This is a genomic window from Ktedonospora formicarum (genome assembly GCF_016587355.1).
Classification (GTDB): Bacteria; Chloroflexota; Ktedonobacteria; order Ktedonobacterales; family Ktedonobacteraceae; genus Ktedonobacter; species Ktedonobacter formicarum.
In genome coordinates this window covers 1,602,401-1,628,433 of the sequence record NZ_BNJF01000001.1, presented here as the reverse complement: position 1 = coordinate 1,628,433, position 26,033 = coordinate 1,602,401, and the positions used below count along the sequence as shown (strand labels likewise).

General features: G+C 51.7%; 20 protein-coding genes and 2 tRNA genes. 10 read left to right on the top strand and 12 right to left on the bottom strand.

Going from position 1 to position 26,033, the window contains the following annotated elements:
* The first annotated feature begins 181 nt into the window (after positions 1 to 181).
* A complete protein-coding gene (locus K3T82_RS07035) occupies positions 182 to 2,335 on the top strand; it encodes an SGNH/GDSL hydrolase family protein (protein WP_220192773.1) in 2,154 nt (717 codons plus the stop codon).
* A 58-nt stretch (positions 2,336 to 2,393) separates the two neighbouring features.
* On the opposite strand, the gene K3T82_RS07030 is transcribed toward K3T82_RS07035, so the two are convergent.
* The 4 genes from K3T82_RS07030 to K3T82_RS07015 all read right to left on the bottom strand — a co-directional run bounded on the left by K3T82_RS07030 (position 2,394) and on the right by K3T82_RS07015 (position 7,012).
* Positions 2,394 to 2,942, bottom strand: a complete 549-nt coding sequence (locus K3T82_RS07030) for an acyltransferase (protein ID WP_220192772.1) — start codon at positions 2,940 to 2,942, stop codon at positions 2,394 to 2,396.
* On the bottom strand, positions 2,939 to 4,597 hold the full coding sequence (locus K3T82_RS07025) for a flippase (protein ID WP_220192771.1): 1,659 nt from the start codon (positions 4,595 to 4,597) through the stop codon (positions 2,939 to 2,941). The genes K3T82_RS07030 and K3T82_RS07025 overlap by 4 nt, the downstream gene beginning before the upstream one ends.
* Before the next feature lie 5 nt (positions 4,598 to 4,602).
* A complete protein-coding gene (locus tag K3T82_RS07020) occupies positions 4,603 to 5,796 on the bottom strand; it encodes a carboxylate--amine ligase (protein WP_220192770.1) in 1,194 nt (397 codons plus the stop codon).
* A gap of 385 nt (positions 5,797 to 6,181) precedes the next feature.
* Entirely contained in the window at positions 6,182 to 7,012 is an 831-nt protein-coding gene (locus tag K3T82_RS07015) for an NAD(P)-binding domain-containing protein (RefSeq protein WP_220192769.1), read from the bottom strand.
* Between the two features lie 533 nt (positions 7,013 to 7,545).
* Here K3T82_RS07015 and K3T82_RS07010 point away from each other — a divergent pair.
* The 6 genes from K3T82_RS07010 (at position 7,546) to K3T82_RS06985 (ending at position 15,025) form a co-directional block, all read left to right on the top strand.
* On the top strand, positions 7,546 to 8,565 hold the full coding sequence (locus tag K3T82_RS07010; protein WP_220192768.1) for a GumC domain-containing protein: 1,020 nt from the start codon (positions 7,546 to 7,548) through the stop codon (positions 8,563 to 8,565).
* A gap of 156 nt (positions 8,566 to 8,721) precedes the next feature.
* A complete protein-coding gene (locus K3T82_RS07005) occupies positions 8,722 to 9,612 on the top strand; it encodes a CpsD/CapB family tyrosine-protein kinase (RefSeq protein WP_220192767.1) in 891 nt (296 codons plus the stop codon).
* A gap of 165 nt (positions 9,613 to 9,777) precedes the next feature.
* Positions 9,778 to 11,370, top strand: a complete 1,593-nt coding sequence (locus K3T82_RS07000; protein WP_220192766.1) for a hypothetical protein — start codon at positions 9,778 to 9,780, stop codon at positions 11,368 to 11,370.
* The gene (locus tag K3T82_RS06995) at positions 11,324 to 12,523 is read left to right on the top strand and encodes a glycosyltransferase (protein ID WP_236031254.1); all 1,200 of its coding nucleotides are present in this window, start codon (positions 11,324 to 11,326) and stop codon (positions 12,521 to 12,523) included. The genes K3T82_RS07000 and K3T82_RS06995 overlap by 47 nt, the downstream gene beginning before the upstream one ends.
* Positions 12,520 to 13,752: a glycosyltransferase family 2 protein gene (locus K3T82_RS06990; protein ID WP_220192764.1), complete on the top strand. Its 1,233-nt coding sequence runs from the start codon at positions 12,520 to 12,522 to the stop codon at positions 13,750 to 13,752. The genes K3T82_RS06995 and K3T82_RS06990 overlap by 4 nt, the downstream gene beginning before the upstream one ends.
* Positions 13,753 to 13,774: 22 nt before the next feature.
* On the top strand, positions 13,775 to 15,025 hold the full coding sequence (locus K3T82_RS06985) for a glycosyltransferase family 4 protein (RefSeq protein WP_220192763.1): 1,251 nt from the start codon (positions 13,775 to 13,777) through the stop codon (positions 15,023 to 15,025).
* A gap of 57 nt (positions 15,026 to 15,082) precedes the next feature.
* Here K3T82_RS06985 and K3T82_RS06980 read toward each other — a convergent pair whose 3' ends face one another.
* The 5 genes from K3T82_RS06980 to K3T82_RS06960 all read right to left on the bottom strand — a co-directional run bounded on the left by K3T82_RS06980 (position 15,083) and on the right by K3T82_RS06960 (position 18,855).
* A complete protein-coding gene (locus tag K3T82_RS06980; protein ID WP_220192762.1) occupies positions 15,083 to 16,420 on the bottom strand; it encodes a polysaccharide deacetylase family protein in 1,338 nt (445 codons plus the stop codon).
* Between the two features lie 180 nt (positions 16,421 to 16,600).
* Complete coding sequence (locus tag K3T82_RS06975) at positions 16,601 to 16,882, bottom strand: hypothetical protein (RefSeq protein WP_220192761.1); 282 nt, start codon at positions 16,880 to 16,882, stop codon at positions 16,601 to 16,603.
* Positions 16,883 to 17,085: 203 nt separating this feature from the next.
* The gene (locus K3T82_RS06970; protein WP_220192760.1) at positions 17,086 to 18,057 is read right to left on the bottom strand and encodes a hypothetical protein; all 972 of its coding nucleotides are present in this window, start codon (positions 18,055 to 18,057) and stop codon (positions 17,086 to 17,088) included.
* 411 nt (positions 18,058 to 18,468) lie between these two features.
* Positions 18,469 to 18,551 (bottom strand) — tRNA-Leu (locus K3T82_RS06965).
* A 216-nt stretch (positions 18,552 to 18,767) separates the two neighbouring features.
* Positions 18,768 to 18,855 (bottom strand) — tRNA-Leu (locus K3T82_RS06960).
* 344 nt (positions 18,856 to 19,199) lie between these two features.
* Between K3T82_RS06960 and K3T82_RS06955 the strand changes: the two genes are divergently transcribed.
* From K3T82_RS06955 to K3T82_RS06945, 3 genes are all read left to right on the top strand, one after another.
* On the top strand, positions 19,200 to 20,669 hold the full coding sequence (locus K3T82_RS06955; RefSeq protein ID WP_220192759.1) for a Ppx/GppA phosphatase family protein: 1,470 nt from the start codon (positions 19,200 to 19,202) through the stop codon (positions 20,667 to 20,669).
* The gene (locus tag K3T82_RS49015) at positions 20,656 to 21,231 is read left to right on the top strand and encodes a CHAD domain-containing protein (RefSeq protein WP_220192758.1); all 576 of its coding nucleotides are present in this window, start codon (positions 20,656 to 20,658) and stop codon (positions 21,229 to 21,231) included. Before K3T82_RS06955 ends, K3T82_RS49015 begins: the two co-directional genes overlap by 14 nt.
* Before the next feature lie 112 nt (positions 21,232 to 21,343).
* The gene (locus tag K3T82_RS06945; protein WP_220192757.1) at positions 21,344 to 22,003 is read left to right on the top strand and encodes a hypothetical protein; all 660 of its coding nucleotides are present in this window, start codon (positions 21,344 to 21,346) and stop codon (positions 22,001 to 22,003) included.
* 63 nt (positions 22,004 to 22,066) lie between these two features.
* On the opposite strand, the gene K3T82_RS06940 is transcribed toward K3T82_RS06945, so the two are convergent.
* The 3 genes from K3T82_RS06940 to secD form a co-directional block, all read right to left on the bottom strand.
* Entirely contained in the window at positions 22,067 to 22,999 is a 933-nt protein-coding gene (locus K3T82_RS06940; protein ID WP_220192756.1) for a VOC family protein, read from the bottom strand.
* 89 nt (positions 23,000 to 23,088) lie between these two features.
* Positions 23,089 to 24,372 carry a protein translocase subunit SecF gene (secF, locus tag K3T82_RS06935; RefSeq protein ID WP_220192755.1) on the bottom strand — a complete coding sequence of 428 codons (1,284 nt, stop codon included), beginning with the start codon at positions 24,370 to 24,372 and terminating at the stop codon, positions 23,089 to 23,091.
* An 11-nt stretch (positions 24,373 to 24,383) separates the two neighbouring features.
* Positions 24,384 to 25,781, bottom strand: a complete 1,398-nt coding sequence (secD, locus tag K3T82_RS06930) for a protein translocase subunit SecD (RefSeq protein WP_220192754.1) — start codon at positions 25,779 to 25,781, stop codon at positions 24,384 to 24,386.
* Positions 25,782 to 26,033 lie beyond the last annotated feature (252 nt).

Genomic DNA, 26,033 nt, shown 5'->3' with positions numbered 1-26,033 from the left:
ATCCCGTAGCTATCATGCCTCTGCTCCACCACCACCATTTTTGTACCTTGTCCAGCATCGTAAATACACTACGAAGTGGTACCGTGTTTCATGGCGGGGTATATGTATTCCCGAGGGCCTCTCGCTATGATGAACTTATGGTATGTCGTATCTATGAATTGTTATAGAAGGGATCAGAGACGTGCGGCATTCGACATCCCCTTTGCGCTGGCTTGCATTACTGGGCAATCTGCTTCTGCTGTGTGCCCTGGCGCTTTCCGCGTGTTCACGTGAAGACACAACAACGAAAACATCAACGACGAATGAACCAATCGCGACGCAAAAGCCAACCCTGCCAGGGCAGGCTATCTGGAAGGATGGCACCTCATCGTATGTGTTTGGTACGAATGACGCCATTGAATGGTCGCCGCACAATTTCCAGACACAGCCCGCCATCCAGGATACCCTGAAGGCAGGAGGCTTTACACTGGTACGAACCTACTTTCAAGATACCAGTTCGGATGTGGAGATAGATAAACGGGTAGGTGCCATTGAGCGAAGTGGAGCGCAATGTTTAGGGGTTCTGGCAAATATTTTCAACGAGAAGTTTAATACTCATCTAGTACAATACCTGGGGAATCGCTGTCAGATATATGAAGTTGGCAATGAGCCAGATTATTATGAGCCGCGCATCGACCCGGGAGTGTATGTAAAACAGTGGAGCGACCTCGTTGTCAAACTGCGTAGAGTAAACCCGCAAGCCAAGTTCCTTGGGCCTTCGATCAGTAACCTGGATGTGGGTGAGCTTGGACGCGCCTCTCGCCATACAGGCTATATCAATACCTTTCTCAACGGTGTCAAAGCTTCTGCTGTCTTTCCTGACGCGATCAGCTTCCATTGGTATCCTTGCTGGCAAGATTCTGAGGATGCTTGCCTGAAGAAAGCAGGTACTATTGAGCAGGTTGTACAGGAGTTGCGTGCAAAGATCAAGGAAAAGCTAGATCACGATGTACCTATTGCCGTGACCGAATGGAACTTTGATCCTGGTAGCCCTCCTCCAAGTTATGGTGAGAAGGCTGACTTTATCACCAAGTTTAGTAAAGATGCTCTGGAGGCCATGATCCGCGCTAAGGTGACCATTGCCTGTCAGTATGCTGCCGCTAGTTATACTGGTTACGGTGGGCTGGATATGTTCAATGTCGATACCAGCCAGCCCAAACCACAGTTCTATGCGATCAAGAGTGTCATTGATGCATACAAGCCAGCAAATAGCCCAACTACCTCGACTGATACGAATGGCACCACGCATGGAGATGGTGTGCTTGTCTCTCAGGGCAAGCCTGCGGTATGTGGCAATAATACCAGTCCTACTGGGGCGCAGGTTCTGACCGATGGCAAGTATGGTAACTGGGGTTACTGGCAGGCCACGCCTCAATCATTGCCAAGCTGGTGCGCACTCCATTTGGATAAGGGGCCGAGTAAACTCCTCTTTATCTGGTTTAGTGATTACCAGTTCGATTACATTACCAATAAGGGGTCAGCGCCTCAGGACTATACTATTTCCGTCTCTGCTGATAGCACTGATGGACAGGATGGGCACTGGCGGACTCTGGCGACTGTGAGTGGCAACCAAGCGCGTGTGCGAGAGCATTTACTCGACTTTGCAGGTCAGAGCTGGGTGAAGATGACCGCCACCAAACTTTCACCTTTGCCTCTACGCAACGATCTAGAAATTGATGAGCTTGAGGCGTACGATGTGTCACAGAGCACGAATGATACCTTCATCTTCTCTGGCGACTCGATCACTGGTATGGCTTATAACCGTTATCCCGAGAACCAGCCCTCATTTTCGCTCAATGTCCACAATGCTTACAGCCAGCGCTATCCAGCTATGCTTGATGCGGGTCTGGGCGGTTGGTCATCGCAGGGGGCGGTTGAGCATATCGATGAATGGCTCAAGCTTAACCCCGATATTCATTATTGGCTTCTGCAATGGGGGTCCAATGATGCTTTGGAAGCAGTCTCCCCTGAGCGCTACGAAGCTAATATGCGTCAGGTCGTTCAGAAGATAAAGGGCGCGGGCCATATCCCGATCCTGGCGCACATTACGCCTGTCAATATGGCTGGTGATAGAGGCACGCAGGTGAATCAGAAAATTGAGGCCTACAATCGGGCTATCGATAAGATTACCAGGGAGAATGGTTTGATTAGCGGCCCAGACCTCTATGCTCTGTTCCAGCCGAATAAGGCCACCTACCTGCTCAAAGATGGTTTACATCCTACTGCTGCTGGAGCTATTGCTATGAACAAAGCCTGGTTTGAGGTTGTGCGCGATGCTATCTACAAGAAGAGCTAAGTAGAGAGCAAAAGGAGAGGATGGTGCGACCAAATTGCGCCATCCTCTCCTTTTTATCTTACTCGAAAAGAGGGGAGAAATTCAGGGTATAGGCTGGTTCGCGCAACTCGCGATACTTGAGCACCTTCGCGGGAACGCCGCCGACAATAGCGAATGGAGGGACATCGCGTGTGACGACCGCTCCCGCCATGACAACCGCGCCGCGACCAATAGTTATGCCCTGGAGAATAGTACAGCGTACGCCAAGCCAGGCGTAGTCTTCTATCACGATAGGTTTATAGGTATCGGGGAAGCCAGGATCATTGAGCTCATGGCTACCGGTGACTAGCCAGCTCCCGGCGCCTATGCTCACGTTGTCGCCAATGATTATTCCCCCAGTAGCGTAGAGTAGGCAGCCATGATTGATAGCGACATGATGTCCAATATTGACCTTGCTCTGGCGAATACTTCCAAGTTGGATATGTTGTCCCATGAGGATCTGTGTGCCATGCCCGATACGCCAGCCTAGCACACGCCGATACCAGCCCAGGCGCAGCCTACGCGACGGAATATGCCCGATGATATGGTTGGTTGCGTATTTCAGTGCGGCATTGAGCACATGCTTCACAGGTCAACCTCCAGCCCTAATGTATCACGACGGCGACGTGGCTCAGAGCGGAGCGCAGGTATGCGTGGTCGCGTGACCTCTTCATCAATTTCCGTCCTCTCGGGAAGAGGATTGGTACGGCGTAGTGGACGAGTAATGGCGGTGATTCTAGGCAGGGTAGTCTCCTCTAGCTCGAACATAACCTCCTCGACTGGCGCGATCTCGGGTGTAGTCTCCACTCGCTCTGCCTTATGACGTAGCGCAGTCAGGAGCATGCGTAGGTCCTCAGTGGGTATGGTGCGAATGAGAAAGGCGACCGCGAGATAGGTTATAGCTCCGGCTGGAAGCAATACATAGATACTCGTATTGCGTAAGATCCAGATAACGAGCGCCATCACCATACTGGCAAGAAACGCCTTGCTGGCTACAACCAGACTATGGAATGAGAGTATTTCGCGTGGAACAAAGCAGAGACTGACACAAACCAATAGGAACTCTGTCAGAGAGGTCGCCAATGCTGCCCCTACATGCTGCAAGTGTGGGATGAGGAAGAAGTTGAGTGCCAGATTAAACACAAGAGCGATGCTAGCAGAAATGGTCATCCTCTTCTCACGCCTCAGACTGATAATCACACTGACGAGTACTGTATTAACATAAAGGAAGACCAGTCCCGGCGCTAAAGCCTGTAATGCTGGTGTCGTATGTTGAAATTCAGGATTATGATATAGCACACCAATGATATTAGGAGCTGCAACGAGCAGGGCTGTGGCTATCGGGAGCACGCAGAAGAGCAAGAAGTTGAGCGATTTCTCCACGGCTACTTTAAGCTTGTCTAGCGATGCCAGCGACAGATCGGCGTAAATTGGTGCCATGATAGGGTTGATGATAAGTGATGGTAGGAAGATCAACGTATCAAAGAGGCGGTAGCTGGCTCCATACCAACCAACGACGGTTGTGCTGGTTAGTAGTTGCAGCAACACCGTATCGATACGATAATAGATTACGCCTATCGCGCCACTGACGATGAAGGGAATGCTTGTGCGCAACAGGTCGCGAATCAACGCCTTGTCCAGCGTGAAACCTAAACCCACCTTGCGATAGAAGCAGAGCGCTTGCCATAAAGCGCTTACTAGTGAGCCACCCAGAAGCACCAGAGCCATCTGCTGTACATTGCCCCCGAATTTGAGGACCAGATAGCCAAAGAGCGCTGAGAGCCCCTTCTCCAGAATCGTGCCTATCACTGGAAAGACCACATTCCCTAACCCATAATGGAGCGAGGCAAATGTCGTCGCTATAGAGCTTGACAGCAGCGTCAAGCCACAGATCGCAATTAAATTACTTTGCTCTGTGCTATAACCCATAACGTGACTGAAAAGCAGCGCGAAGACGTAGAGGATGAGCCAGAAGAGCACTTTGAGCAGAAGCGCATTTGAGAGATAACTCAGGGCCTTGCCCTGATCCTGAGCTACATCCCTGGTAATTTGCTGATTGAAGCCGAACTCCAGGGGAAACCCAATGAGCATTGCGAAGCTAAGTGCGAAATAGAGCTCACCAAACTGTGATGCTCCCAGGAAGCGCCCATAGGCGATTGTGAGTAGCAGGGTCGAGGTCCAGGTCATACCCTGACCCAGGAGCGAAATGACAGTACCGCCCACCACTCTACGTAGTTTGTCCATGCTCTTTACACCTTTTGCTTGAAAGATCCGTTAGCCGCGCGCCGCAGAGCGATGGCTAAATCGCCAAGGGCTGGCAGAGGATCGCGCCAATCCAGGACAGAAAAGACCGTCTTTCCAAACAAGGAGCGCAGATAGGCTAAGACTGAGAGTTGGCCTGCGCGTATCTCCTGTATTCCTGCTGGTAGGTCGGTTAAGACGCGTAACCAGCGATAGCCATAGCGTGGCGCTGCTATTTGTGGTCGTTCTCCCATGAGATCACGGTATTGGATCAAGGGAAAATCGAAACCGCAGGCTACACAGAGCGTATGCCAGCCCCAGGGACGCGGATTAATGTCGAGTACCTTGTATTCGCCAGTACGGGGGTCTTGTTTGAATTCAACCTCCACCATGCCAGTGATGCCCATATGGCGTATGAGCTTTGCTGCCATCTCCTCAATCTCGGGAACCGCTACCGCCTCAACGAAACTGCTTCCCAACCCATAATGAATAGGATATTGTCGCGTGCGTCGAGCGGTCATGCTCAATAGCACCTCACCTTCTTTACAGAAGGTTGCAACCGAGAACTGCTGCCGTCCCTGACCCGGAATAATCTCCTGAAGCATGATCTCATTGTGCGGAATGAGGCTCACCATCTGTCTGTAGGAGGTGCGGAGTTCGTCATGGGTCTCGGCTGGCAGGGCCTTGGCGCGTACAGCATGTTGGAGATTAATCGAGATTGCTGGCTTGAGTAGCACTGGAAACTCGATCTCCAGACTGGCAAGATCCGCCTCACAGCTCGGATACCAGGTGCGGGGCGCGGAGACACCTACCTCCTGAGCCATGCTATAGGTCAGGCGTTTATCGTGCGCCCAGCGGATCACATGCCAGTCTTGTGTGACGAGCCGATAGCACTGAGCCAACTCATCCCTATGGTGTGCGACGAAGCCCACTCCGGCGTCATCGGTTGGAAACACTAGCCACTGATCGAGGTGAAAGGCCTTACAAATGCTGAGCAGAAAACTCAGGAAATCGGGCCCATCCAGATGTGGGCCCTTCCATGTGAGCCGCTTGACCGTGTAGCGCGAAAACCAGGCTGAGCGTGGCACATTGTCGACGAGAACGCAAGGGATTCCCTGTCGTCCCAGGCTTCGTACCACACCCAGAGCCTTGAAGTCGCTACCAAGCACCACCACACCCGGCTGTTCTTGTCGTTGTGCCATGCTTGAACCCTTTTGTCATTGTGGGTGAACGCGCCGTGTTGGCGTGATGCTTACGCTACTTGCGCCGCGTGTTTGGCGACCTGTTGCGCGGCGACGCGCGCGCCTACTACAAAGCGGCAAAGCGGACCAAAGTTAAAGTTGGCTGACGCTCCCACGAAGTGCAGGTTGGGAACTGAAGATTCAAACCAACCGTTCAAGAGCGGGTTACCCTGGTAATGCCTGACCTCGTTACGGAGCGCTTCGTCAAGGTATGTCAGTTTATGAATATTTGCCTTAAAGCCTGTGCCAAGTACAATATGATCGACCTCGCGCTCACTTCCATCGCTCAGGCGTAGGCATACACGCTCGCCTTGTTCTTTTGCTTCCCGTATGCTTGTATGGGCAGTCAGGGTAACCTTTCCCTCGACACGTGGTCGTAGCCAGCGCGAACCCGAAGGGCGAACCGCGCGCTGATCAAGCGATGCACGTGTGTGGTCTGGGAAGAGGCGGAAGAGCAGCGGATAGGCCACCAGCCAGTTGACTCCTGGGGGCCAACATCACTCGGTGGATAGAATATTCGCTTGATCGGGCCCGTGTAGTAGTAGAGCCGGCGATCAATCCAGTTGATAGGGCCGCGCGCGATAACTTCAACCGAGGCCGCACCTGCCTCATGGAGGAGCGCCGCTGACTCCAGCGCACTCTGTCCACTGCCGATCACGACCATTTGCTTGCCATGAAACCTGGAGTGTTCCCGGTGTTCCTGGCTATGTGTGACTAGATGCGCTGGAAGGTGCGTGAGTACCTCTGGAATATTGGCGAAGGGAGCGACACCAGTCGCTATCGTGACTGTACGTGCCTCCAACTCGCGTCCATCGTTCAGAGCCAGATGGAAGCCTTTACCGGCGCGTGACACATGCGTGACATAGGTCTCATCCACGTCAGGTACGACATGTTGCTGAAACCAATGCCCGTAGGCCAGAAAAGTCTGGAGAGCGACAGGCTCTTGCTTCTCCATACCAACGGCCTGGGCGTAGCGAGGAAGGCTATAAGCCTGCCTGGGATCGGAGATATTAAGTGCGCTCCATGATGATTTGAGATACATCTGAGGAGACATTTGCTCCCAGAACTCCATCGTTTTTCCAAAGGTGTGAGTTGGAAGCCCCCGACCTTTGAGATGTGCCGCGACTGACAGCCCGTAGGGGCCAGCGCCAATGACGACATGAGCATCCTGCGTCACGTCAACCTGCCTTTCACAAGAAAACAAAGCTTCCCTTAAGTGAAAACCTAAGCGCGTAGAGCGGTACTGGCTTTCACCTGAGACCTTCTCTTTAAGCGAAAACCAACGCTATATCGCGCTCAGGCTTTTGCTTAAGATTGCTTATTCAGTTCGAAAACTAAGTATGTTCATTCGACCGTAATGTTGCGATCCTGCGTTACTTGCTATGTAGAAGATAGCCGCCTCATGTAGCAATGGGATGTCGGTGTTGGTGGATAAGTAGTGTTATTTGTATGAGCAAAGGGGAGGTTGTGTTGCTGAGATAATGCTCTCCTATAGAAACCCGCCTGGAAAGCGCTTTCATTGAATATACCCTTTGGAGTTGGTAACCTATTCCTGGCAGACAGGCTTGAAAGAATGGTTCATTTTTCGCTACTTGAATAGAACCTGGAAGGGGCTTTGAGAACCTGCTCTTCACACCAAAAAGCACCTGATCTGCGCGTGCAAGAGGTAAGCTACACCGTAGTGCTAAATTCTAGGAGGGTCAGGTTCTCATGCGGCGTACCTTGGAAACCATTTTTCGCAGGCTGTGGGGCTTTCTTGGGCTTATAGTTATCCTTCCTCTTATTGGCGTTGGTATCGCGTTGTTGCTGCCTCGCTCCTACGAGTCGACCGCGACCGTCTGGGCATTGCATCGTTATACTGCTGTCGGCTCAACAGGGCCCGAAAGCAATTTGGAGGCAACACCCGCTGAGACCCAGGCTAATGCGCTTAAAGAGCTCCTGCATACACGTGTCTTTGCCTTAAACGTCTCGCGCTCTACCGGACTGGCGGATGAACTGCGTGAGTCACTAGGCTATAAGGTGAATGGCCTCTTTCGCTCTCAGGATATCGATGACGCTATGGCAACTGAGGTTGCTGACAACGTTGTTGTAACTCCCAATGGCTATAACCTGTTGTCGATTAGCTATACCAGCGGTAACTCGCGCGTGGCGGAGCGCATAGTACAGAATGTCATTTCGCAGTTTGGTGGTCAGAGCTCTAGCCTTGCTCTCTACGATGGGCAGAAACTTCTGGATGCCTATCAAGGTGAGCTGGCGAAGGCCAAAGAGGATTATGATAAAGCGGTGACGGATGAGGCGACCTATTTGCAGCAGCATCCTGACAAGGCTCGCTCTACACAGATTAGCGATCCTGAGTATGCGCGCTTGCATGCTAAGACACAACAAGCTCAGACCTCCTATCAAAATATTCAAACCGCCATTGATAATCTCAGACAACAATTGGCGACTCTGGGGCAGGGCTCTAGCGATCTCTTTAAGGTCGTTGATTCAACCTCTCCTGGCTTACCAATGTCTCGCATGAAGTCATTTCTCTTATGCGCTGGAACTGGTCTGGGAATTGCGCTCGCTGCCATTGTCCTCTATGTCGTGATGATGGTGCGGCGTGACCGGGCCGTGTATACCGCCTCCGACATTCAGAAAATAACCTCACTGCCCGTTATGATGCAGACTCCATACCTGACCGCAGGGACGACGGCCCTTGCTACCAGCCAGACACTACCATCTGTGTAGTCTCGGTCGGAACGTTAGGACAATAGGTGCGAGGTTGAGTGCTATGTAGAATGCCTTAACCTCGCAAAGCTGTAGCATCAGAAATTTCGATGAGAGCATCCGAAAGCGTGAGAGACTCTAGTTGAGAAATGAGTTGAGGGAGATATGCCAAAGGATATGCAACAGCAGAAGGTGATTGAGGCCGATATGGCCCGTGAGGTTGAAGATGTCGATGATCCAGACCAGGCGAAGACCGAGAAGTTTGTTGCTGTGAAGGGGCGCAAAGAGACGCTTCACAGCGATGATGTGCTTCAAAGTAAAGAGGTAGTTCAACAAAAAGAAGCGAAAGCGTCTAAACTCGCGCCTATACCACAGGTGCCTGCGACGCCAGCACCAACGGTAAAGGGACGACGAGCCCTGGCTCGCTTGAACGAAGAGTTAGCGAACTTACATGCGCTCAAGGAGCGCTGTCGGCAGATGTGCCTCTCTATCTTCTTCCGCCGCGATACCACGATTAATAGTATTGGCTTTACAAGCTCCATTCCCGGTGAAGGGAAGTCGTTCCTGGCAAGTATTGCGGCCCTCTCCCTGTCCCAAGATAGTAGCGTCCCGGTGACATTGATAGAGTGTAACTGGGAGCATCCAAGTCTACATGAAGTCTTTGGATGTGATGCAACTCCTGGGTTGGCGGAATGGTTGCGCGGTGAGTGTGGTGATAACGATATGCGCCGCCAGATTGCACAAAACCTGACTGTGATACCCGCAGGATCGGGAAAACAAGATGCGGTTCGCCTTTTGCAACAGATGCGGGGAGATGGCCTGAAAAACCTTTTGTCGCCACGTCATGAGCAACTTCTGCTTGTTGATCTTCCGCCTGTTGTGACGGCTGGTTATGGTTCCCTGGCAGCTACGCTGGTAGATACGTTGATCGTTGTGGTGCGTGCGGGCGTGACGACGGATCGCATGATCGCCGAGACGTGTGAGCAGTTAAAGGACCTCCCTCTCCAGGGCATCATTATGAATCAGATGCAGAGTAAGATCCCTAACTGGATACGCCAGCTACTCTAACGTATAGAGGCACAAACTATGAAAACCATTTTCGCCCTCCTGGTTGTTTTCTTTTTCATTGGGATAGTAGCGCAGCAGTACTCGCGCAAGACGAAATTCTGGCTCACGAGCGTTGTCGTGGTGCTGATGGTTTACTTGTTCTTCACCTGATGAGGCAATGTGTTCATGGATATGCGTCTGAAAACCAGCCCCAGGCTACTTGTAGACGATACAACGAATGTCGAAGGAGTAGAAAAAGAGCGTAGACTCGGCGAGAAGCGTCTATTCTGGCTAATTCTTGTCTCCGTTCTTGTTCTCACTCCTATTCTAATACTGCTGGCGACCGTGATTGGATTTAGTACTTTGCTTGGCTTGACGCTAGTTGGGAGCATACTGATCCTGGTTGCGCGTCGCCCCATAGTTGGTTTCTATCTGGTGGCAGGTTGTGTGGTGCTCTTTGAGGCACTCTCCCTCGATACGCCAATCATTACGGACAACTTACCCATCTATGCCTGGCCTCCCAAATTTAATGGATTACCCGAGCGACCCATCGGGTTCTTCATGCTCTACATTTTTCTCGTCATCATTGTTAGGCATTTGTTAGCACGCGAGCGGCCTGTCTTTAAGGGTGGCCCTATGTTGGGGCCATTGCTGGGTTTACTACTCTGCGTTGTCTGGGGGATTGTGCATGGCTTAGCAAGTGGCGGCGTGTTTAAGATTATCGTGCTAGAGGTTCGCCCCTTCTGGTACATCTTCATGACCTACCTGCTGGCCTATAATCTGCTGACCGATAAGAAACAGGTGCGCACTTTCTTCTGGATTTTGATTCTCTGCTCAACTATCAAGTCATTTCAAGGAGTTTATGTTCTCTTTGGGCCGCTGCACGGGAATATGACGGCCCAGCATGATATCCTGGGGCATGAGGTCTCTTTCTTCTTTGTCTCAGTGCTTTTGCTCCTGTTGCTGTTTGTCTTGCAGTATCGCGACCGAGCTCAGATGTGGGTTATCATCCTGAGCTTGCCAACACTCTTGCTGGCACTTGTCGCCAACCAGCGGCGTACGGACTATATCGCGTTACTTCTGGGGGCCGGGTTAGTCTGGATACTGACCATGGTAATTAAGCCTCATATCAGAGGACGCCTGTTAACGCTCCTGAGTGCGCTTGCTGTGGCGGGTGCTATCTATGTCTTTGCCTTTGCTCATGCAGGTGGAGCCTTTGCCGCTCCTGCCCGTGCTGTGTATTCTGTTTTCAGCCCCGAGGGAGCTGATGCTAGCTCGAACATGTATCGCTGGATTGAGAACTTTGACCTGCGCTATACCGTACAGTTAAATCCTATGGGTCTAGGCTTTGGCAAACCGTTCTTGCAGCCAGTGCCTCTGGCGATTTTGGCAACCAGCGATCCCACTGCCGATGGCAATCCCTATCAGTTTATCCCGCATAACACGATCTACTGGGTATGGATGCGACTTGGGTATATTGGTTATTTCGCACTATGGCTTGTCTTCGGCACCATGATCGTGCGTGGTTGTCTGATTGTTCGCAACCTGCGGGACCGCTATATCCAGCTCATTGGCCTGTTTATCCTGGGGACTACGCTAATGGAGGTGATTGTGGCTTTTGCTGACTATCAGCTCTATTTTTTCCGTAATGTGATCTTCTTTGGCCTGACTATGGGCATCTTAATGAAGCTTCCTGATCTGGAAGAGCGAGAGGAGCGAAAGAAGCTTGAAAATGTTGATCCTGAGCGCCTACCTGCCAGGAACGGGGTGGGGAGCTAGTGCCCGTAGCTATTACCTGTTGCAAGCTCTGGCGAGTCGGCATGATATCAGCTTGATTGCGCTGGTGAGTCCAGAAGAGTATGAGATGTATCGGACTCATTCTCCGCTCCACGGCCTCGCTCGGCACGTGCAGCTTGTGCCCTTCCCTCCACAGGCAGGGAAGCGACAGGCTCAAATCCGCACGCTGCTACGTGGTCAGTCATACTCCCTTTCTAGTTGTATTTTGCCTGCTATGCAAGAAGCTATTGACGCTCTATGCGCGCGCGAAACCTTTGATACAGTGCTCTATGAAGGGCTTTTCATCGCCGGATACCGCCTCCCTCACGGTGCCAAGGTAATTCTTGATCAGCATAATATCGAGCATGAGTTGGTTCGACGCACCTATGAGAGCGAGCGTGAGCCAGCGCGCAAGTTGTTCAACTGGTTGGAATATGGCAAATTGCGCCAGGGAGAACTTCAACGCTGCGCAGCAGCGGACCTGCTCCTGGTTACCAGTGAGCGTGAGCGAGAAGTCTGGGGAAGGCTCTTGCCCGGTAAGACTGTCACGGTCGTTCCCAATGGAGTTGACGTTGAGAGTTTTCGTTCAAGCAGTCGGGAACGGGAGAAGGCCAATCATATCGTCTTTACGGGCACGATGGATTACTACCCCAATAGTTCGGCTGTATTGCTCTTTGCGCGCCAGTGTTGGCCTCTCATCCGACGTGAAGTGCCGGAGGCTACCTGGCAGATTGTAGGGCGCAATCCTTCGCTCGAGGTACAACGCCTAGGCGAACTTCCAGGAATTACCGTGACAGGCTCGGTGCCGGAGGTACAGCCCTATCTGTCTGAGGCGGCAGTCTCGATAGTCCCGCTCCGCGTAGGTAGCGGCACGCGTCTGAAGATTCTGGAAGCCCTGGCGATGAGCAAGGCCGTTGTGACAACCTCGATTGGCTGTGAAGGTCTGGAAGTTCACACGCACGAACACCTACTGATAGAGGATCAGCCGGAAGATTTCGCGCACGCAGTGGTTGCCCTACTGCGCGATAGGGAACGACGGGAAGCTCTGGGGAATGCAGGACGAGATCTTGTGGAGCGTATATATAGCTGGCACTCATGCGGCGAACGGCTATTATCCGCGCTGAACCAGTATGATAGGAAGAGAGAACAGGTATGATATTGCTCGATGCTCTTCGGTGGCTACTTGGTAGCCTGGAGGTGCTCTTTCTCTTGCCTCTGCTCTACCTGTGCCTTCTCTGTTTCTCAGCTCTACTCTATGCGCGGAAGCGATCAAGGAAGATTGTGCCACAGATAACGACTGATGAAGCGCGTCATTTTGCGATCTTGATTCCCGCTCATAATGAGGAGGTCATTCTCTCTCACCTGCTGGAAAGCCTTAGCAAGCTGCGCTACCCCCAGACGAAGTATGCTGTTCATGTGGTTGCTGACAACTGTGATGACCGTACGGCTGAGATTGCGCGCCAGTACGAGGGCGTGTATGTGCATGAGCGCTTTGATCGGCAGAAACGTGGCAAGGGCTATGCTCTCAACTGGCTCATTCAATGCATTGAAGACGAACCGGAGGCCGAGCATATCGATGCTTATGTTGTGCTTGATGCCGATTCGATAGTCGAAGCAACCTTCCTTGAGGCTATGAGCCGGGAACTTGTGCGTGGAGCACGTGCATTGCAGGCTCAGAATACTGTTCTCAATACCGTCGAGTCGCCTAGCACTGTTCTGCGCTGGCTGGCTCTAACTCTGATTAATCATGTGCGCCAGTTAGGGCGCAATGGTTTGGGAAGTACCGCCGCACTGACGGGAAATGGTATGTGCCTAAGCCGCGATCTCTTGCAACTCTATCCCTGGCGCGCCTTTTCTGTTGCTGAGGATTACCAGTATTACTTGATGATTGTGGAGCAGGGGGAGCGGGTGCGCTATGTGCCGGAGGCGCTAGCACGTTCGCATATGCCCACCTCATTCGAGCAGATGCGCACGCAGGATGTGCGTTGGGAGGCGGCGGAGCCTGAACAGCCTTCCTGGAAGATCGCGCTCAGGCTCTTCTGGTCTGGGCTCCGTGCGCGTGATGGGGTCCGCCTGGAGGCAATGATTGAGCTTCTAGTTCCCCCGCTCTCATTGCTGGTTGGTGGCTGTATCATCGCGGTTGTATTCTCTTGCCTGCTCTTCTCCTGGCCTAATATTCTGCTTGCGTTCCTGGCTCTGGTATGCTTGCTCACATATCTTGTCACGGGGCTCTACTTTTTGCAGCCGGATCGTGCGGTCTATCGCGCGCTATGGCATGCTCCTGGCTTTATGCTCTGGAAACTTTGGGTCTATTTTGTCGTGCGGCGCAGCAAGAAGCACACTACAGAATGGGTGCGTACAAGTCGGACGACGGTCGTGAAATAATGTAGAGGGAGAATGCTTGACTATGGCAATGGTACGTGTTGGAGCAGTGACATTTGATTGGTATCCGTTTGATCCGCTAGTGAGGCGCATCTCAGAGGCGGCGGTGGATGGTGGCGACGGGGTAGAAGTGATCTGCCTGCGCCAGGAAGGGGAGAAGAAGCAAGAGGTCTATAATGGTGTGCGTGTTGTACGCTTGCCTATGAACCGTGGCTTCGGTCGGTCGCTTCCTTTGACTGTGCTAAGCTGGCTCTGGTTTATGCTGCTGGCGGGATGGGTACTGACTTGGAGACATCTCAGGCAACGCTATGACGTGATCCATGTACATAATCTTCCTGATTTCCTGGTTTTCGTGGCTCTTATTCCAAGACTTTTGGGTGCGAAGATTATTCTCCATATCCAGGATCCCTCGCCAGAGTTGATGGTCGCGAAGGCCAGTGGACGCAAGGGGGCGCTGATCTTCCGCTTGGCTTGCTGGCAGGAGCGACTTTCCTGCGCTTTCGCGCATAATGTTGTCACTGTGGGCTGGCCTTTTGAAGAGTTGCTTCTACGCCGTGGGGTTCCCAAGCATAAAATTACGATTCTGCTGAACAGTGCCGATCCCAAACTTTTTCCACCAGAACGCCGCGTTCCTGCTCCCTATACCAGGGCGGAGAGCGTGGGCGAGACCGAGCACTCGCCTTTCATTGTGATGTATCATGGCACGCTTGCCGAGCGTAATGGCCTGGATACCGCTATTAGGGCGCTGGCGTTAGCTCGTAAGGATGCCCCTCAGCTTCGTCTGGATATCAAGGGACGCGGTGAACATCTTCCCTATCTTAAGCAACTTGCATCGGAGCTTGAGGTGAGCGATCATGTTTTGTTCACTGATCCTTGTCCCGCCGAAGAGCTTGTGGACTTTATCCTTCATGGCGACGTTGGGATTATTCCCTATCGCCGTAACGGTTTCTCTGAGTTGGTGCTGCCAACCAAAGCCTACGAGTTTGCCTGGATGCAGCGCCCTATCATTGCCTCGGACACGAAGGCTATTCGCTCAATGTTCCGCGAAGAGTCGATTCTGCTTTGTGATGCTGATAGTCCTGAGGATTTTGCTCGTGGGTTGGTCGAACTTGCTCAGCAGCGGGAGCGCCGTGTGCGTATGACCGCTTATGCGCTGCAAGATTATACTCCCTTCCGTTGGGAGGCGATGGCTCAGCTTTACCGACAACTCCTGAGAACGCTGAGCAAGAAAAATGGAAAGCCTGTGGCTAGCCCAGCGAGTGAGTCAACCACGTGATGATCACCGCGCCAGTATCGTGAGCCAAGCTCACGATACTGGCGTTTACCCCTCTTCTTAAGCGTGTTTTCCTACTTCAAGAATGCGTAAGAAGAAATCTTGAATTGTCACCGAATCAATATCGCCACTGATAGAGAGTGCCGCCTGGTGACCCGAGGGCCAGCAGGCGAAGCGTACTAGTGGTTGATCCAGTGCCTCAATTTGTTCTACTAATTTGCTGCGGTTCGTGAACTGCTCCGCACGCGAGGTCCCCAGGCCTTCGGGCATGTGGATATAGAGTGCGTAATTGTTGCGTTCCTCCTCATAGGAGCGCATAACTGGATAACCTTGCTCATGCAGAAAGTCCACAACCTCTTCGGGCGTCGTGTGCGAGACGGCAAGTGCGGGACAGCGTTCTGCCTGTACCATGAATGTGCGTGCCTCGACACGTGCTTCGCTTTCGCTCCAGAGCATCGTTTCGCCTTCTACTTGCATGTGGCGTGTCAGAATGGTCGCGCGGTTGGTGCATTCGGCCTGTATCTGCCATGCCCCTTCCTCTTGTTGTTGTATATGAAAGGTAAAGGCCCGCCTCTCTTTCCACCAGTGTGCGATCTCGTCCAGACGTGTGATCCATACTGGACGTGGTTGGCTTGTAGCCGCACACAAAAGCGTCGCGAGTGCCTGTTGGCAGAGCACGCCCCGCTCTGGGTGTAGATTGAGCACATAGGCCCCTTCAACATCATAGACGCGTTGCATGACCTTGCTCCAGATTGTACCAACCTCCTCGCCCGTGGTGATACGCAGACGGTCAAAGAGCATCTCATCGTCGGGGATACTGGTAGGAATACGCAAGAGAGCACCCTCGAAATGTGGTCGTAGAGCGTATGTGGTGTAGGGAAGTGCCCGATAGAGGGCGAGTGATTTCTGATAGCCATCGAGGATGGTTGGTGAGAGTGTTGTCAGGTTAACAACCTCATGGAGCACTGCCTCATTGCTTTCGTAGCCAAAGCCCAGATCTGTGAAGACTTCTATGGAGTCTTCACTCCATCCCAGGTACGGATTGCGGAAGCCTTGAAATGGCATTTTGACATCCTGGAATACGGAAATGGCACGCCTGGTTTGGGCCTGTTGCGCATCTTTATGGAGTTGGCGATAGTCATTATGAACGTAGCCATGAATGCCGATCTCCGCGCCTGCTTGTGAAATTGTGGCTAGCAATGCGGGATGGCGTCGTAGGACTACGGCTGGAATAAAGAAAGTTGGCGCTGCTTGATAGCGCTTCAGTTCATGGATGACGGTTTCCAGTGAGCGACGATTGCGTTTCTCACTGAAACCAAAGCGCGAAAAGACTGTCCAGAGGCGACGCGCGAAGTTACGTCCGCCCTTGGTTCGGATGGAGAAGGCGACCAGATTCAAGAGAAAACCTCCCATGTCATGTATGCGATGGATTGCATGGGGGCGCAAAAAGCCCACCATCGTGCAAAAGCGTTCAATGGCAAGCAAGCAGGATCTAGAACGCGGTCGCGATGAACATGGGATATGTTTTTTGCTATTATAGCATATACATGTGTTTATAGGCGAGATTGTATACTTTGCTCAAATGATGGGCGTGAGCGCGTCCTGAAAGACACGGTATCCCTCCTGGCTGATTAGCCCCTCCAAAAGCAAGTCGTCATTGATGCGATATCCTTCTGGATGAGGTGTTACCTTGTCTAGATGGGCAAAGAGCCAGCCAGCAGGCGAAAGCCATTTCTGGAAGTTGTTGAGGGCATGACCCTGACTTTGTCCATAAGCATAGAGGAGCGCTGGTTCTGGCTTCTCATCCTCGATCCAAAGTTCTGCAATATAGAGCACATATACGGCCGACTCAGAATCCATTTTTCTCCTCCTGCCTGATAGATGTAGAAGATTGCTATTGTTAGTATGCCATAGAAAAAGCCAGAAAAACAGGCGAAAAGTGCATATATTACGATTATTATGATACACGCTGGCTGACAGTGAGTTGGAGACAGTTGTTTTGAAATAAGAGGAGGCAGCCACTGCTTATAAGTTTAAAGCAATGACTGCCTCACAAGAATTTCTTATAGCATTGCCGCAACAGCTTGATGAGATGTCGTGGTTGACTGAATCTGGCTAGGGTCTAATCCAAGGTGGCGTGCTGTGCTGCGAAGAATATCGTCGGCGAGGTGTTCCAGGAGGGCTATTTCATCGCACTGGAATGGCTGTAGGTGGCGAGTGCGAAGAAGATGCAGAGGATCACCCCTATGTATCCACGCATACACTGAGCGATAGAGAATAGCCAGGAAAAGGAACAGGGCTGGGAAAAAGAGGATAAGACCGATTAGACTAACCAGCCCTGTAACATACCAGTCTGAAGAGGCATTATTTCCTTGTGAAGACGAGCTTGTGAAGGCAAACAATGGTGCATGCTGTAATTGTGCAAGTAGCGTTGGAAAGCTGAGTAGAGCCGCACCAAGAAAGAGCGTCAGTAGCGTAAAGACTAGCCCACGTAACATGCTCATTGGAAGGCGCACGGTCGTTGTGCGTGACATGTACAGGTGATTGCCAATGGATGTGGCAGATAGAAAGACCGTTGCCGCTTTGCGGTGCAAAAGGACATATTGTTCTTGCGCGCGTGTAACTTCAACCTCTTCCAACTTGCGGTGCCTGGTCTCTTCCTCTAGAACTGCGTAGACCGTGGGTGCCTGTGTGCGATGCCCATGTAGGAACCAAGAGCGATGTGCCACAGTAGTACCATAGCTATGTAAGTCCTGACTATGAGCCTCCTGAGTTTGATCTGGCTCAGACTGTGTAATAGATGTGGGAATGGCAGGCAGTGACTCTGAGATAGGTAGTGACAGGGGCGACTCCTCGCCAGGGGCTGAAAGCATCGATGGGATCGGAGTCTGGGGTATGGCTGTATAGCGTGCGATCTTGGTAAATGAGCCGGTGACCTTACTCTGGGAAGCGTTTTGTAGTTGCGCTCCACAGTGTGTGCAGGTCGTTGTTTGTTCAAAATTAGCTAGCGAGCAATACGGGCAGGTGGATAGCATTAAGGATTCTCCTCTTCAACGTTGCACATACCAGATCTGTTGTAGAGCATATCTAACTCTACGACTATTGTATCTGTGAGCTCGCCTTATGTCAATTTAAGCCTGTAAAGCCGCTTTAATTCTTTTTTAATGTATTGTTATTAGAGGAGTGTTTGAAAACGCTTTGAGATGTCATTGGTGAATATTTGTTCATATTTATATGGCGAAAAGAAAGACGAGGATGGACCATCGCGAAGCGTGTAAGCGAGCTTGCTTATTGCGCGATAGCATACTGCAATATGTAAATACTGTCATTCAGTCGGTGTGTGAAGCTAACCTCCAGGGGTAATGCTTTGGATATGGAAGAGGGATTTGCTTGTAACCTATATAAACATAAAAAAGAAGGCTTCAAATTGAAGCCTTCTTCGTTAGTGCCGAAGGGGGACTCGAACCCCCATGCCAGTTAAGGCACAACGCCCTGAACGTTGCGTGTCTACCAATTTCACCACTTCGGCGGGTTATGGTGTTCTGGCGAGAACAATGAGTATCATACCGGATCGAACAGCACTTGTCAAGCCTGAGGATAAAGTTTTTAACATGGCATATGCTCATCCTTCACAAGATGTATGTATCAGCAAAAACTTATAAGATGTTGGGAGGCTGCGAGAACTCTCAAATGGAAGCGATCCGGTCGAGTTTGATACTCGACCGGATCGCTTGTCTCCATGGTATGGGTGCCGAAGGGGGACTCGAACCCCCATGCCAGTTAAGGCACAACGCCCTGAACGTTGCGTGTCTACCAATTTCACCACTTCGGCGAGAAGTGTCTTGTTCCTTATGGAACGTAAACAATAATACAGGATTGATTTCCACTTGTCAATAGGTTGAGTGATCTTTTCCCAGAGCGTGCATATTGAGAATAACCTGAAGAACGTGTATGGCTCTAGTGTTGAGTCGAGTGGCCCATAAGTTTGCTTCTCTGGGTGTGCTTTGTCTGTGGTAAAATGACAAATATATTCCAACTGGCCGTTTGGTGTTCCTGAACCTTGCTTCACACAAGGATATTCAGTAGGGAACTGTGTGTCCACAGAAACTACGTGGAAAGATATGTGCGTGGTACTTCTAGTGCCATAGGGAAAGAAGCCAAATACTGGAGGGTTGAGATGTCGCTTCAGGAGAATGCCCCGACGTGGGCTGCTATTGATATAGGTAGCAATACGCTTCAACTGGTTATCGCCAGGTGTCAGGCCGATGATCTGGATATCCTGATCGATGCTGAAGATGTTGTGCGCCTGGGTCAGGATGTGAATGCCCATGGAGAGATCACGCCTGCCAAGCGTGGAGAGGTGGTAGATATCCTTAAGCGCTATCGATCTCAGGTGTCTGAGCATCACGCGGAAGCGGTCTTTGTGGTTGCGACAGAAGCCGTGCGTAAAGCGAGCAATGCACCGGAGTTTCTAGATGCTGTCGAGCGGGCAATTGGTGCGAAGGTGCAGGTGGTTGCTGGTGAAATCGAAGCCTTGTTAACTTTCTTTGGTGCAAGCTATGAATATTTACGTGAACAGCACACATCGCCCGCGCTAGCTGTGATGGACCTGGGTGGGGGAAGTACTGAACTGGTTACCGCGACTGGTGAACAGGTCAACTGGCTCACTTCGCTCCCTATTGGCTCTGGTTGGTTGCATGATCGCTATACACGTTCAGATCCACCAACAGAAGAGGAGCGTGAGCTAAGCTCAATCTTCCTCAAAACATATTTGAAGGGGGTACGTATCAAGGGGAAACCCAAGACCTTGATTGCCACTGGCGGTAGCGCGAAGACCTTGATGTCCTTGGCCCGTGCGTCTCTCGGTCTTGATGCGCAAGCATCATGTCTATCCTATATGGATGTTGTGCGCTGTGATGGTATTCTGGAGGCGCTCTGTGCCGATGAGATTACGCAGCGATATGGTATCTCTGAGAAGCGGGCTGGGCTCTTGCCTTCCGGTGTCCAGATTATCAAAATGTTGATGCTACGTCTCCAGATGTGTGAGTTGTGGATAAGCACTCACGGGATACGTGAGGGACTTTTGCTAGCTTACGCTCGCTATGGTGAGCGTTGGCTTGAAGTGCTTGAGACACAGGTGCAAAGCCTTGGACGCAAACGAACACGGGTGTCCGTTGGTGCGGAAATGCTCACTGAAACTTTTATGGATACGGGGCGACGCCTGTTGAGCGAGGGGGCGAACAGGATGAGTGAGTGGCGCGATGAGGTGCTCAAGAATGAGGATATCGAAGCGGTCCATAAGATGCGTGTAGCCTCACGCCGTTTGCGCGCTATACTCGATTCGTATGAGGGGATTTGTGATCCCAAACTATTCAAAAAAGTCTATCGCCTTACTAAAGAGATGGCAGATATGCTTGGCAAGGCCCGTGACACTGATGTCATGATCCTGAATCTAAATGCAACCCTTGAAGAGGTCGTAAGTGAGCAGAAAGCTGGTATCGCATGGTTGCTTGAGCGTCTGCATGTTTATCGTGTAGAGCATCAAGCCACGCTGGAACGTTACCTCAACGCCTTCGATGAGCGAAAGTTTCAGCATTTGATCGATACTTGCATTCCGAAAGGAGGTAGGCACAATGGCAAAGGCTAAGGCCATAAAGGATTTGTCTCCACAGGCTATGACTGTGGAGAGCGTGCGCAAGATTGTTACCACGCGTTTGCAAGAACTCTATGACTGGGCTGATTATGTCGGCGATACCTACCACGCGCGCGAGTTGCATGATATGCGGATAGCAGCCAAGCGTCTGCGCTATACGTTGGAACTGTTTGCTGATGCTCTGCCGCCGGAGTGTGGTTTACTGGTTAAAGAAGTTGAGCTTATTCAGGGAGAGCTAGGCGAACTGCATGACGCTGATGTGATGGTCGCGTTGTTGCGTTTATGTCTGGGAAGTTCAGATAGTGGAGCACCATATCAGGAGGCTCTGGTGCGAGCAACGAAGCTCCCAAAGAAGGGAAAGGTAATGGTGGATCCCGACCTTGTCGCCCACTTTGCCGATCCAGGTGTTACGCCCTCCGCTGAAGAGCGTCAGGGCTTAGAGTGGCTTTTAAGCGACTACGAAAAACGGCGTAAGCAGCACTATACTGCTTTTTGCCAGCACTGGCAAGAATTGCTAGCGCAGGATTTTCGGCACAAACTATTGTATGCTCTATAATAAGTAGTAAATATATGGGTGCATGTGAATCTTGTTTTTATCTGTAAACAACAATAGTCGCTTGCTTGGCCGGAAAAATAACATTTAATACCTATGGGAGAGGAGCTTTGGTATGTCTACGAGTTCAATCGAGGAGTTACGCTGGTGGCAGGAAGCCCAACCAACTGCGGAAGAGTTGCGTCTGAACGGGGGATTATTAGTAGAGGATTGGCCCCATGCCCGTTATGTTACGCGTCTCGCTCACGATTTGTTTGGGGTGACGCGTCCTCTGCATAAGCTCAATGAGAGAGCTCTGCTCGTCCTTGAGCGCGCGGCTTTTCTGCACAATGCTGGCATGCTCATCGAAGAACGGCAGCATCATAAGCACTCATACCGTTTGATTAAGGAGACAGATCTTCCAGATTTCACGGATGAAGAGCGGCATGAGATTGCCTGTATCGCCCGTTATCACCGACGGGCTCTCCCAAGCAAGGAGCATAAGGAGTTTGCTCTGCTCAAGCCAGAGGCCCGTAAACGCGTCTCATCTCTCTCGGCTATCTTGCGTATTGCTGATGCGTTGGATCGCAATCATGATGGACGTGTGTTGCGTCTGGAGGCCGATGAGGCTGGCTGCGATAAGGATATATGGACGCTTCGCCTTTGGGTACGCCCCTTGGCGGATCTGGACGAGGAGTTAATGCATGCTCACGCCAAGGCTGATCTCTTCGAAAAGGTTTTCAAGCGCAAACTGCGCCTGAAAACCCAGGCGCTTGATGTACAATATTTTCAGTAAAGCATCTAGAGGTAGCCAGAGGGTCTTGATCCTCTGTCAATCTTGGTTTATGCGGTTGCCCTATTATCCTTCGACGAGCATAATAGATGCTCCACATGCTTGAGATGGATGAATCCAGAGTAGGGGGTTGCCTTGCTCCTGGTGCGTATATGTGATATGGCGCGCATTCAGATAATGTCGGGCTGCGGCAAGGTCGTTTACCATTAGTGTCATACGGCAGAGACTCTCCCCGTAGCGTTGTAGATGGGCCGCAAGCGCTCCTTTGGCTGGCAAATAGTTTGGTGTTTCCACTGACACATGCTCCTTTGAGAGGGGAGAAGCCAGCTCAAAGCGTTGCGCTCCATTGTGTGGGGCCTTGCCAAGAGAAAATGCGGCTATTTGTGCTTCCCATCCCTCAAACTCGCCGCTAAACGGTTCAGATGGTTCTAGACCATAGACACGTTGAAAGCGTACAGTCGCCTCTTCCAGATCCTCCACTGCCAGCGTGGTACTGAGCACCCCAGTTACGCCCAGCGGATGCGTGGGTGGCTCCTGCCACCCGGCCAGGCGCATGCGCCGTTCCTGGCCTGAACTATCATGCTGAATCAGAAAGGGATAGTGCTGAGCCAGATCAGGGCGTTCGACATCGGTGCGTTGCCAGGCGCGGCTCTGCCCTCCTGGGCTATGTAGTGCTCCGGCGTATGGGCCTATGATAGAGATGCCACGTGTGCTCATGGCAGCGCTATCAGCGGCGATGGCATCGGAGCCAAAGACACAGTTTAGGTAGCCGTCTCCTTGCGCGAGCCGCTCTCGTATACTCTGCTGTGCCTCCTCTGGCTTCTGAATGGTAATCAATTCAAGGTAGGTATCGCCAATCACGATGATCCGATTAGCTGTTCCACCTGTAGGATGTTGCCCTCCACCGCTGGGTATCAGACCCAGATCCTCTTGAAAGATGCGTGTTCCTGCTTCCAGGTTGTTGACGCCAATAATAACGTGATCTAGTCCTATAAGCATATGCACTTTCCCTCTCATGGTTACTGCACGAAAAAGGGGCAGGTTACCCTGCCCCTAAGAAGTGTTATTGTTGTGTCGTTTCGCTAGCTTTAGCCACGGGAGCGCGCTAGCTCACGAGCCTGACGGCGACCGCCAGTCGCGACCTGGGCTTCGCGCTTGCGGCTGAAGAGGCCAAAGCCAAGTTCACCGTGTTCCCAGATGACCAGCATCATACTGGCGTTGAAGATCGAGGAGTAGGTGCCGCTGGCGATACCGATGAGCAGCGTCAGCGTGAAGGTGTGAATGCTGGTGCTGCTACCGAAGAGCGTCAACGCCAACAGGGTGAAGAGCACTGTCAGCGAGGTGTTGAGTGAGCGTGCCATTGTCTGCACAAGGCTGGCATTCACTACCTGCTCGAAGGTCTCCGTCGTGTGGCGCAGCATGTTCTCGCGGATGCGGTCGAATACCACGATAGTGTCATGGACCGAGAAGCCGACAACGGTCAACAGCGCGGTGATGAAGAGGGCATCGACCTGGATATTGAAGAAGTGACCCAGAATCGAGAAGATGCCTACTACAACCAGAACGTCATGCAACATGGCGAGGATCGCGCAGGCACCGTAGCGCCATGGGCGGCTCACCTTACGGAATGAGAACCAGAGATAGAGCAGGATAAAGACCGAAGAAGCTAAGATGGCAAGCCCGGAGTACCACTTGGTCTGCTCGGCGACTGAGCCACCTACCGTCGAGCTGGAAATCAACTCTACGTAAATGCCCTTATTGAAGAAGGCCTGCTGAAGTTTCTCCAGGTCGCCGCTGTTTGACTGGAACTTACTGCTGGTCAGCAGCGAAACTGCTTTGGTCTGGTCTTTGTTACCAACAATGGTATTCGCTATCTTGACCGTTTTCTTATCAGCGGTGGTGGGAAGGTTTTTCTCGGCCTCTTTGAGCTTATTGATATCAGGTGTCTGGCTGAAACCGGAGATGGTAAAGATCGTGAAGCCTTTGTTTGCCCCGGTTCCGGGCAGATTGTTTTGCTGGAATTTCAGATTGGCCGCTTCATTGGGAAATTGTTTACTGACGCTGTCCGTCAGAGCCTTGAAGATTGTGCCATCGGCCGGAATATCCGTCTGAATCCAGGCTGTTCTGTCAGCGCGGATCTGGCTATTCTCGGTGAATGAGACCTGAACGTCCTTCAAGTTAAGCGGCTGAATGATACTCTTGACATCCGCTGTTGACCCGATGCTCTTATTTGGCAGCACTTCAATGCTGGTTCCGCCGGTGAAGTCAATACCCACGTTCAAGCCCCAGATAAAGAGCGAGACAACGCCTGGGATGATGACAATCAACGAGACGAGCAAGAATATAAAGCGATATTTTATCAGGTTAAACACGACATTCTCCTCTACACAGTGCTGTTTCGTCGTGCCAGGGGTGCCGCAGATATAGAGCCAGCAGGCAACCCGAACAGCGCGGGATGATTAATGACACCGGTTGGTACCAGCAGATTCAGGAAGGTGCGCGTGACGGTAATGGCGGTGAACATACTGATCGCGACACCGAGGAAGAGGGTCGTAGCAAAACCTACGATGATTGTCGCGCCAAAGTTGGTACCGAAGACATAGAGCACGGCACAGGTAATCATGGTCGAGATGTTTGAGTCGCGAATCGAGGGCCAGGCGCGTTTCCAGCCAATGTCAATCGCGGAAGCGAGAAGACGCCCATCGCGTAATTCCTCTTTGACGCGTTCAAAGATGAGCACATTGGCGTCAACAGCCATACCAATCGAGAGGATAAAGCCTGCGATACCAGCGAGGGACATTGTGACGCCAATCATCTTAAAGATGGCGAAGGTGATGAGTGAGTAGAGTACCAGGGCGATGTCCGCCAGGAAGCCTGGGAGGCGATAGTAGACAAGCATGAAGAAGACGACAATGCCCAGGCCGATGGCACCAGCGATCAGGCTCTTGTTGATCGAATCCTGACCCAGGGTCGCGCCGACGGTTGACTCACTGGCAATTGTGAACGAGATAGGAAGCGCGCCAATTTTTAGCAACTGCACAAGCTGGTTGGCTTCATCAACGGTGAAGTTACCCTGAATTACGCCATTGCCTGGCAACTGGCTCTGGATCACAGCGGACGAAATCACCTTCCGGTCTAGCGTGATGGTCATGTATTTGCCAACATTCTGAGCTGTATAGGTGCTCAGGCGGCCTACGGCGTCACCACGCATACCGAAGGCGATGACATATTTGCTGGTCTGCTGATCCTGAGAGACACCAAGCGAATTGGGATCAAGATCATTGCCAACAAAGAGTGCTTTGTCGCTACCGTTATTGTCAGCCGCGAACTGCGCGGGATCAAGGGTATCGCCGTTCTGAAGCGGCGTGCTACCAGTGTTCCAGAACTCAAGCTTGCCTGTACGCAACAGATTCGCGATATCTGCCTGCTGATTACCGCTATTATAGCCAGGAAGCTCGACAACAATGCTTTTCTGTCCATTGAGGGTGGTCTGTGTGCGCACCACGGGCTCATTGACGCCCAGGCCCTTATTAACGCGCTGTTCAATCAGGTCGCGTGCGGTCGCCATATTCTCATCGGTTGGATTCTCACCGTTGGCGGGGTTCAGCAGAACGCGTACGCCGCCTTGCAGGTCGAGACCTTGGTGAAGCGTAAATGGATTGTTGACCCCATATAAGGGCTTACCACCATTCGCAGCGGCGGTTGGCCAGAAGACAACATAGGCAGCGCCCGCGGCCAGTAAGATGATTAAAAAGAGGAGTGTGAGTGTTCCTCGGCGCATATGTACTGTTTCCTCTCACTCAAGTCATTGGTGATATGTTGAAGGCTGCATCCTAAGTTTGCTGGCCTTCCACCGAGCGCAATGAAAAGCGTTCTTTTATTATACAAATAGAAACGCAGACGCGCCTCTTTCGATACCAGTGAAGTATAGCATAGTTGATTGCTATTGACTATCCTGCTCTTGTGTCTATCAAGACCCCTTCTCAGGTGAATCGCCTTATACCTCTTCGCGCATGTGACGCGCAAGGAGTTT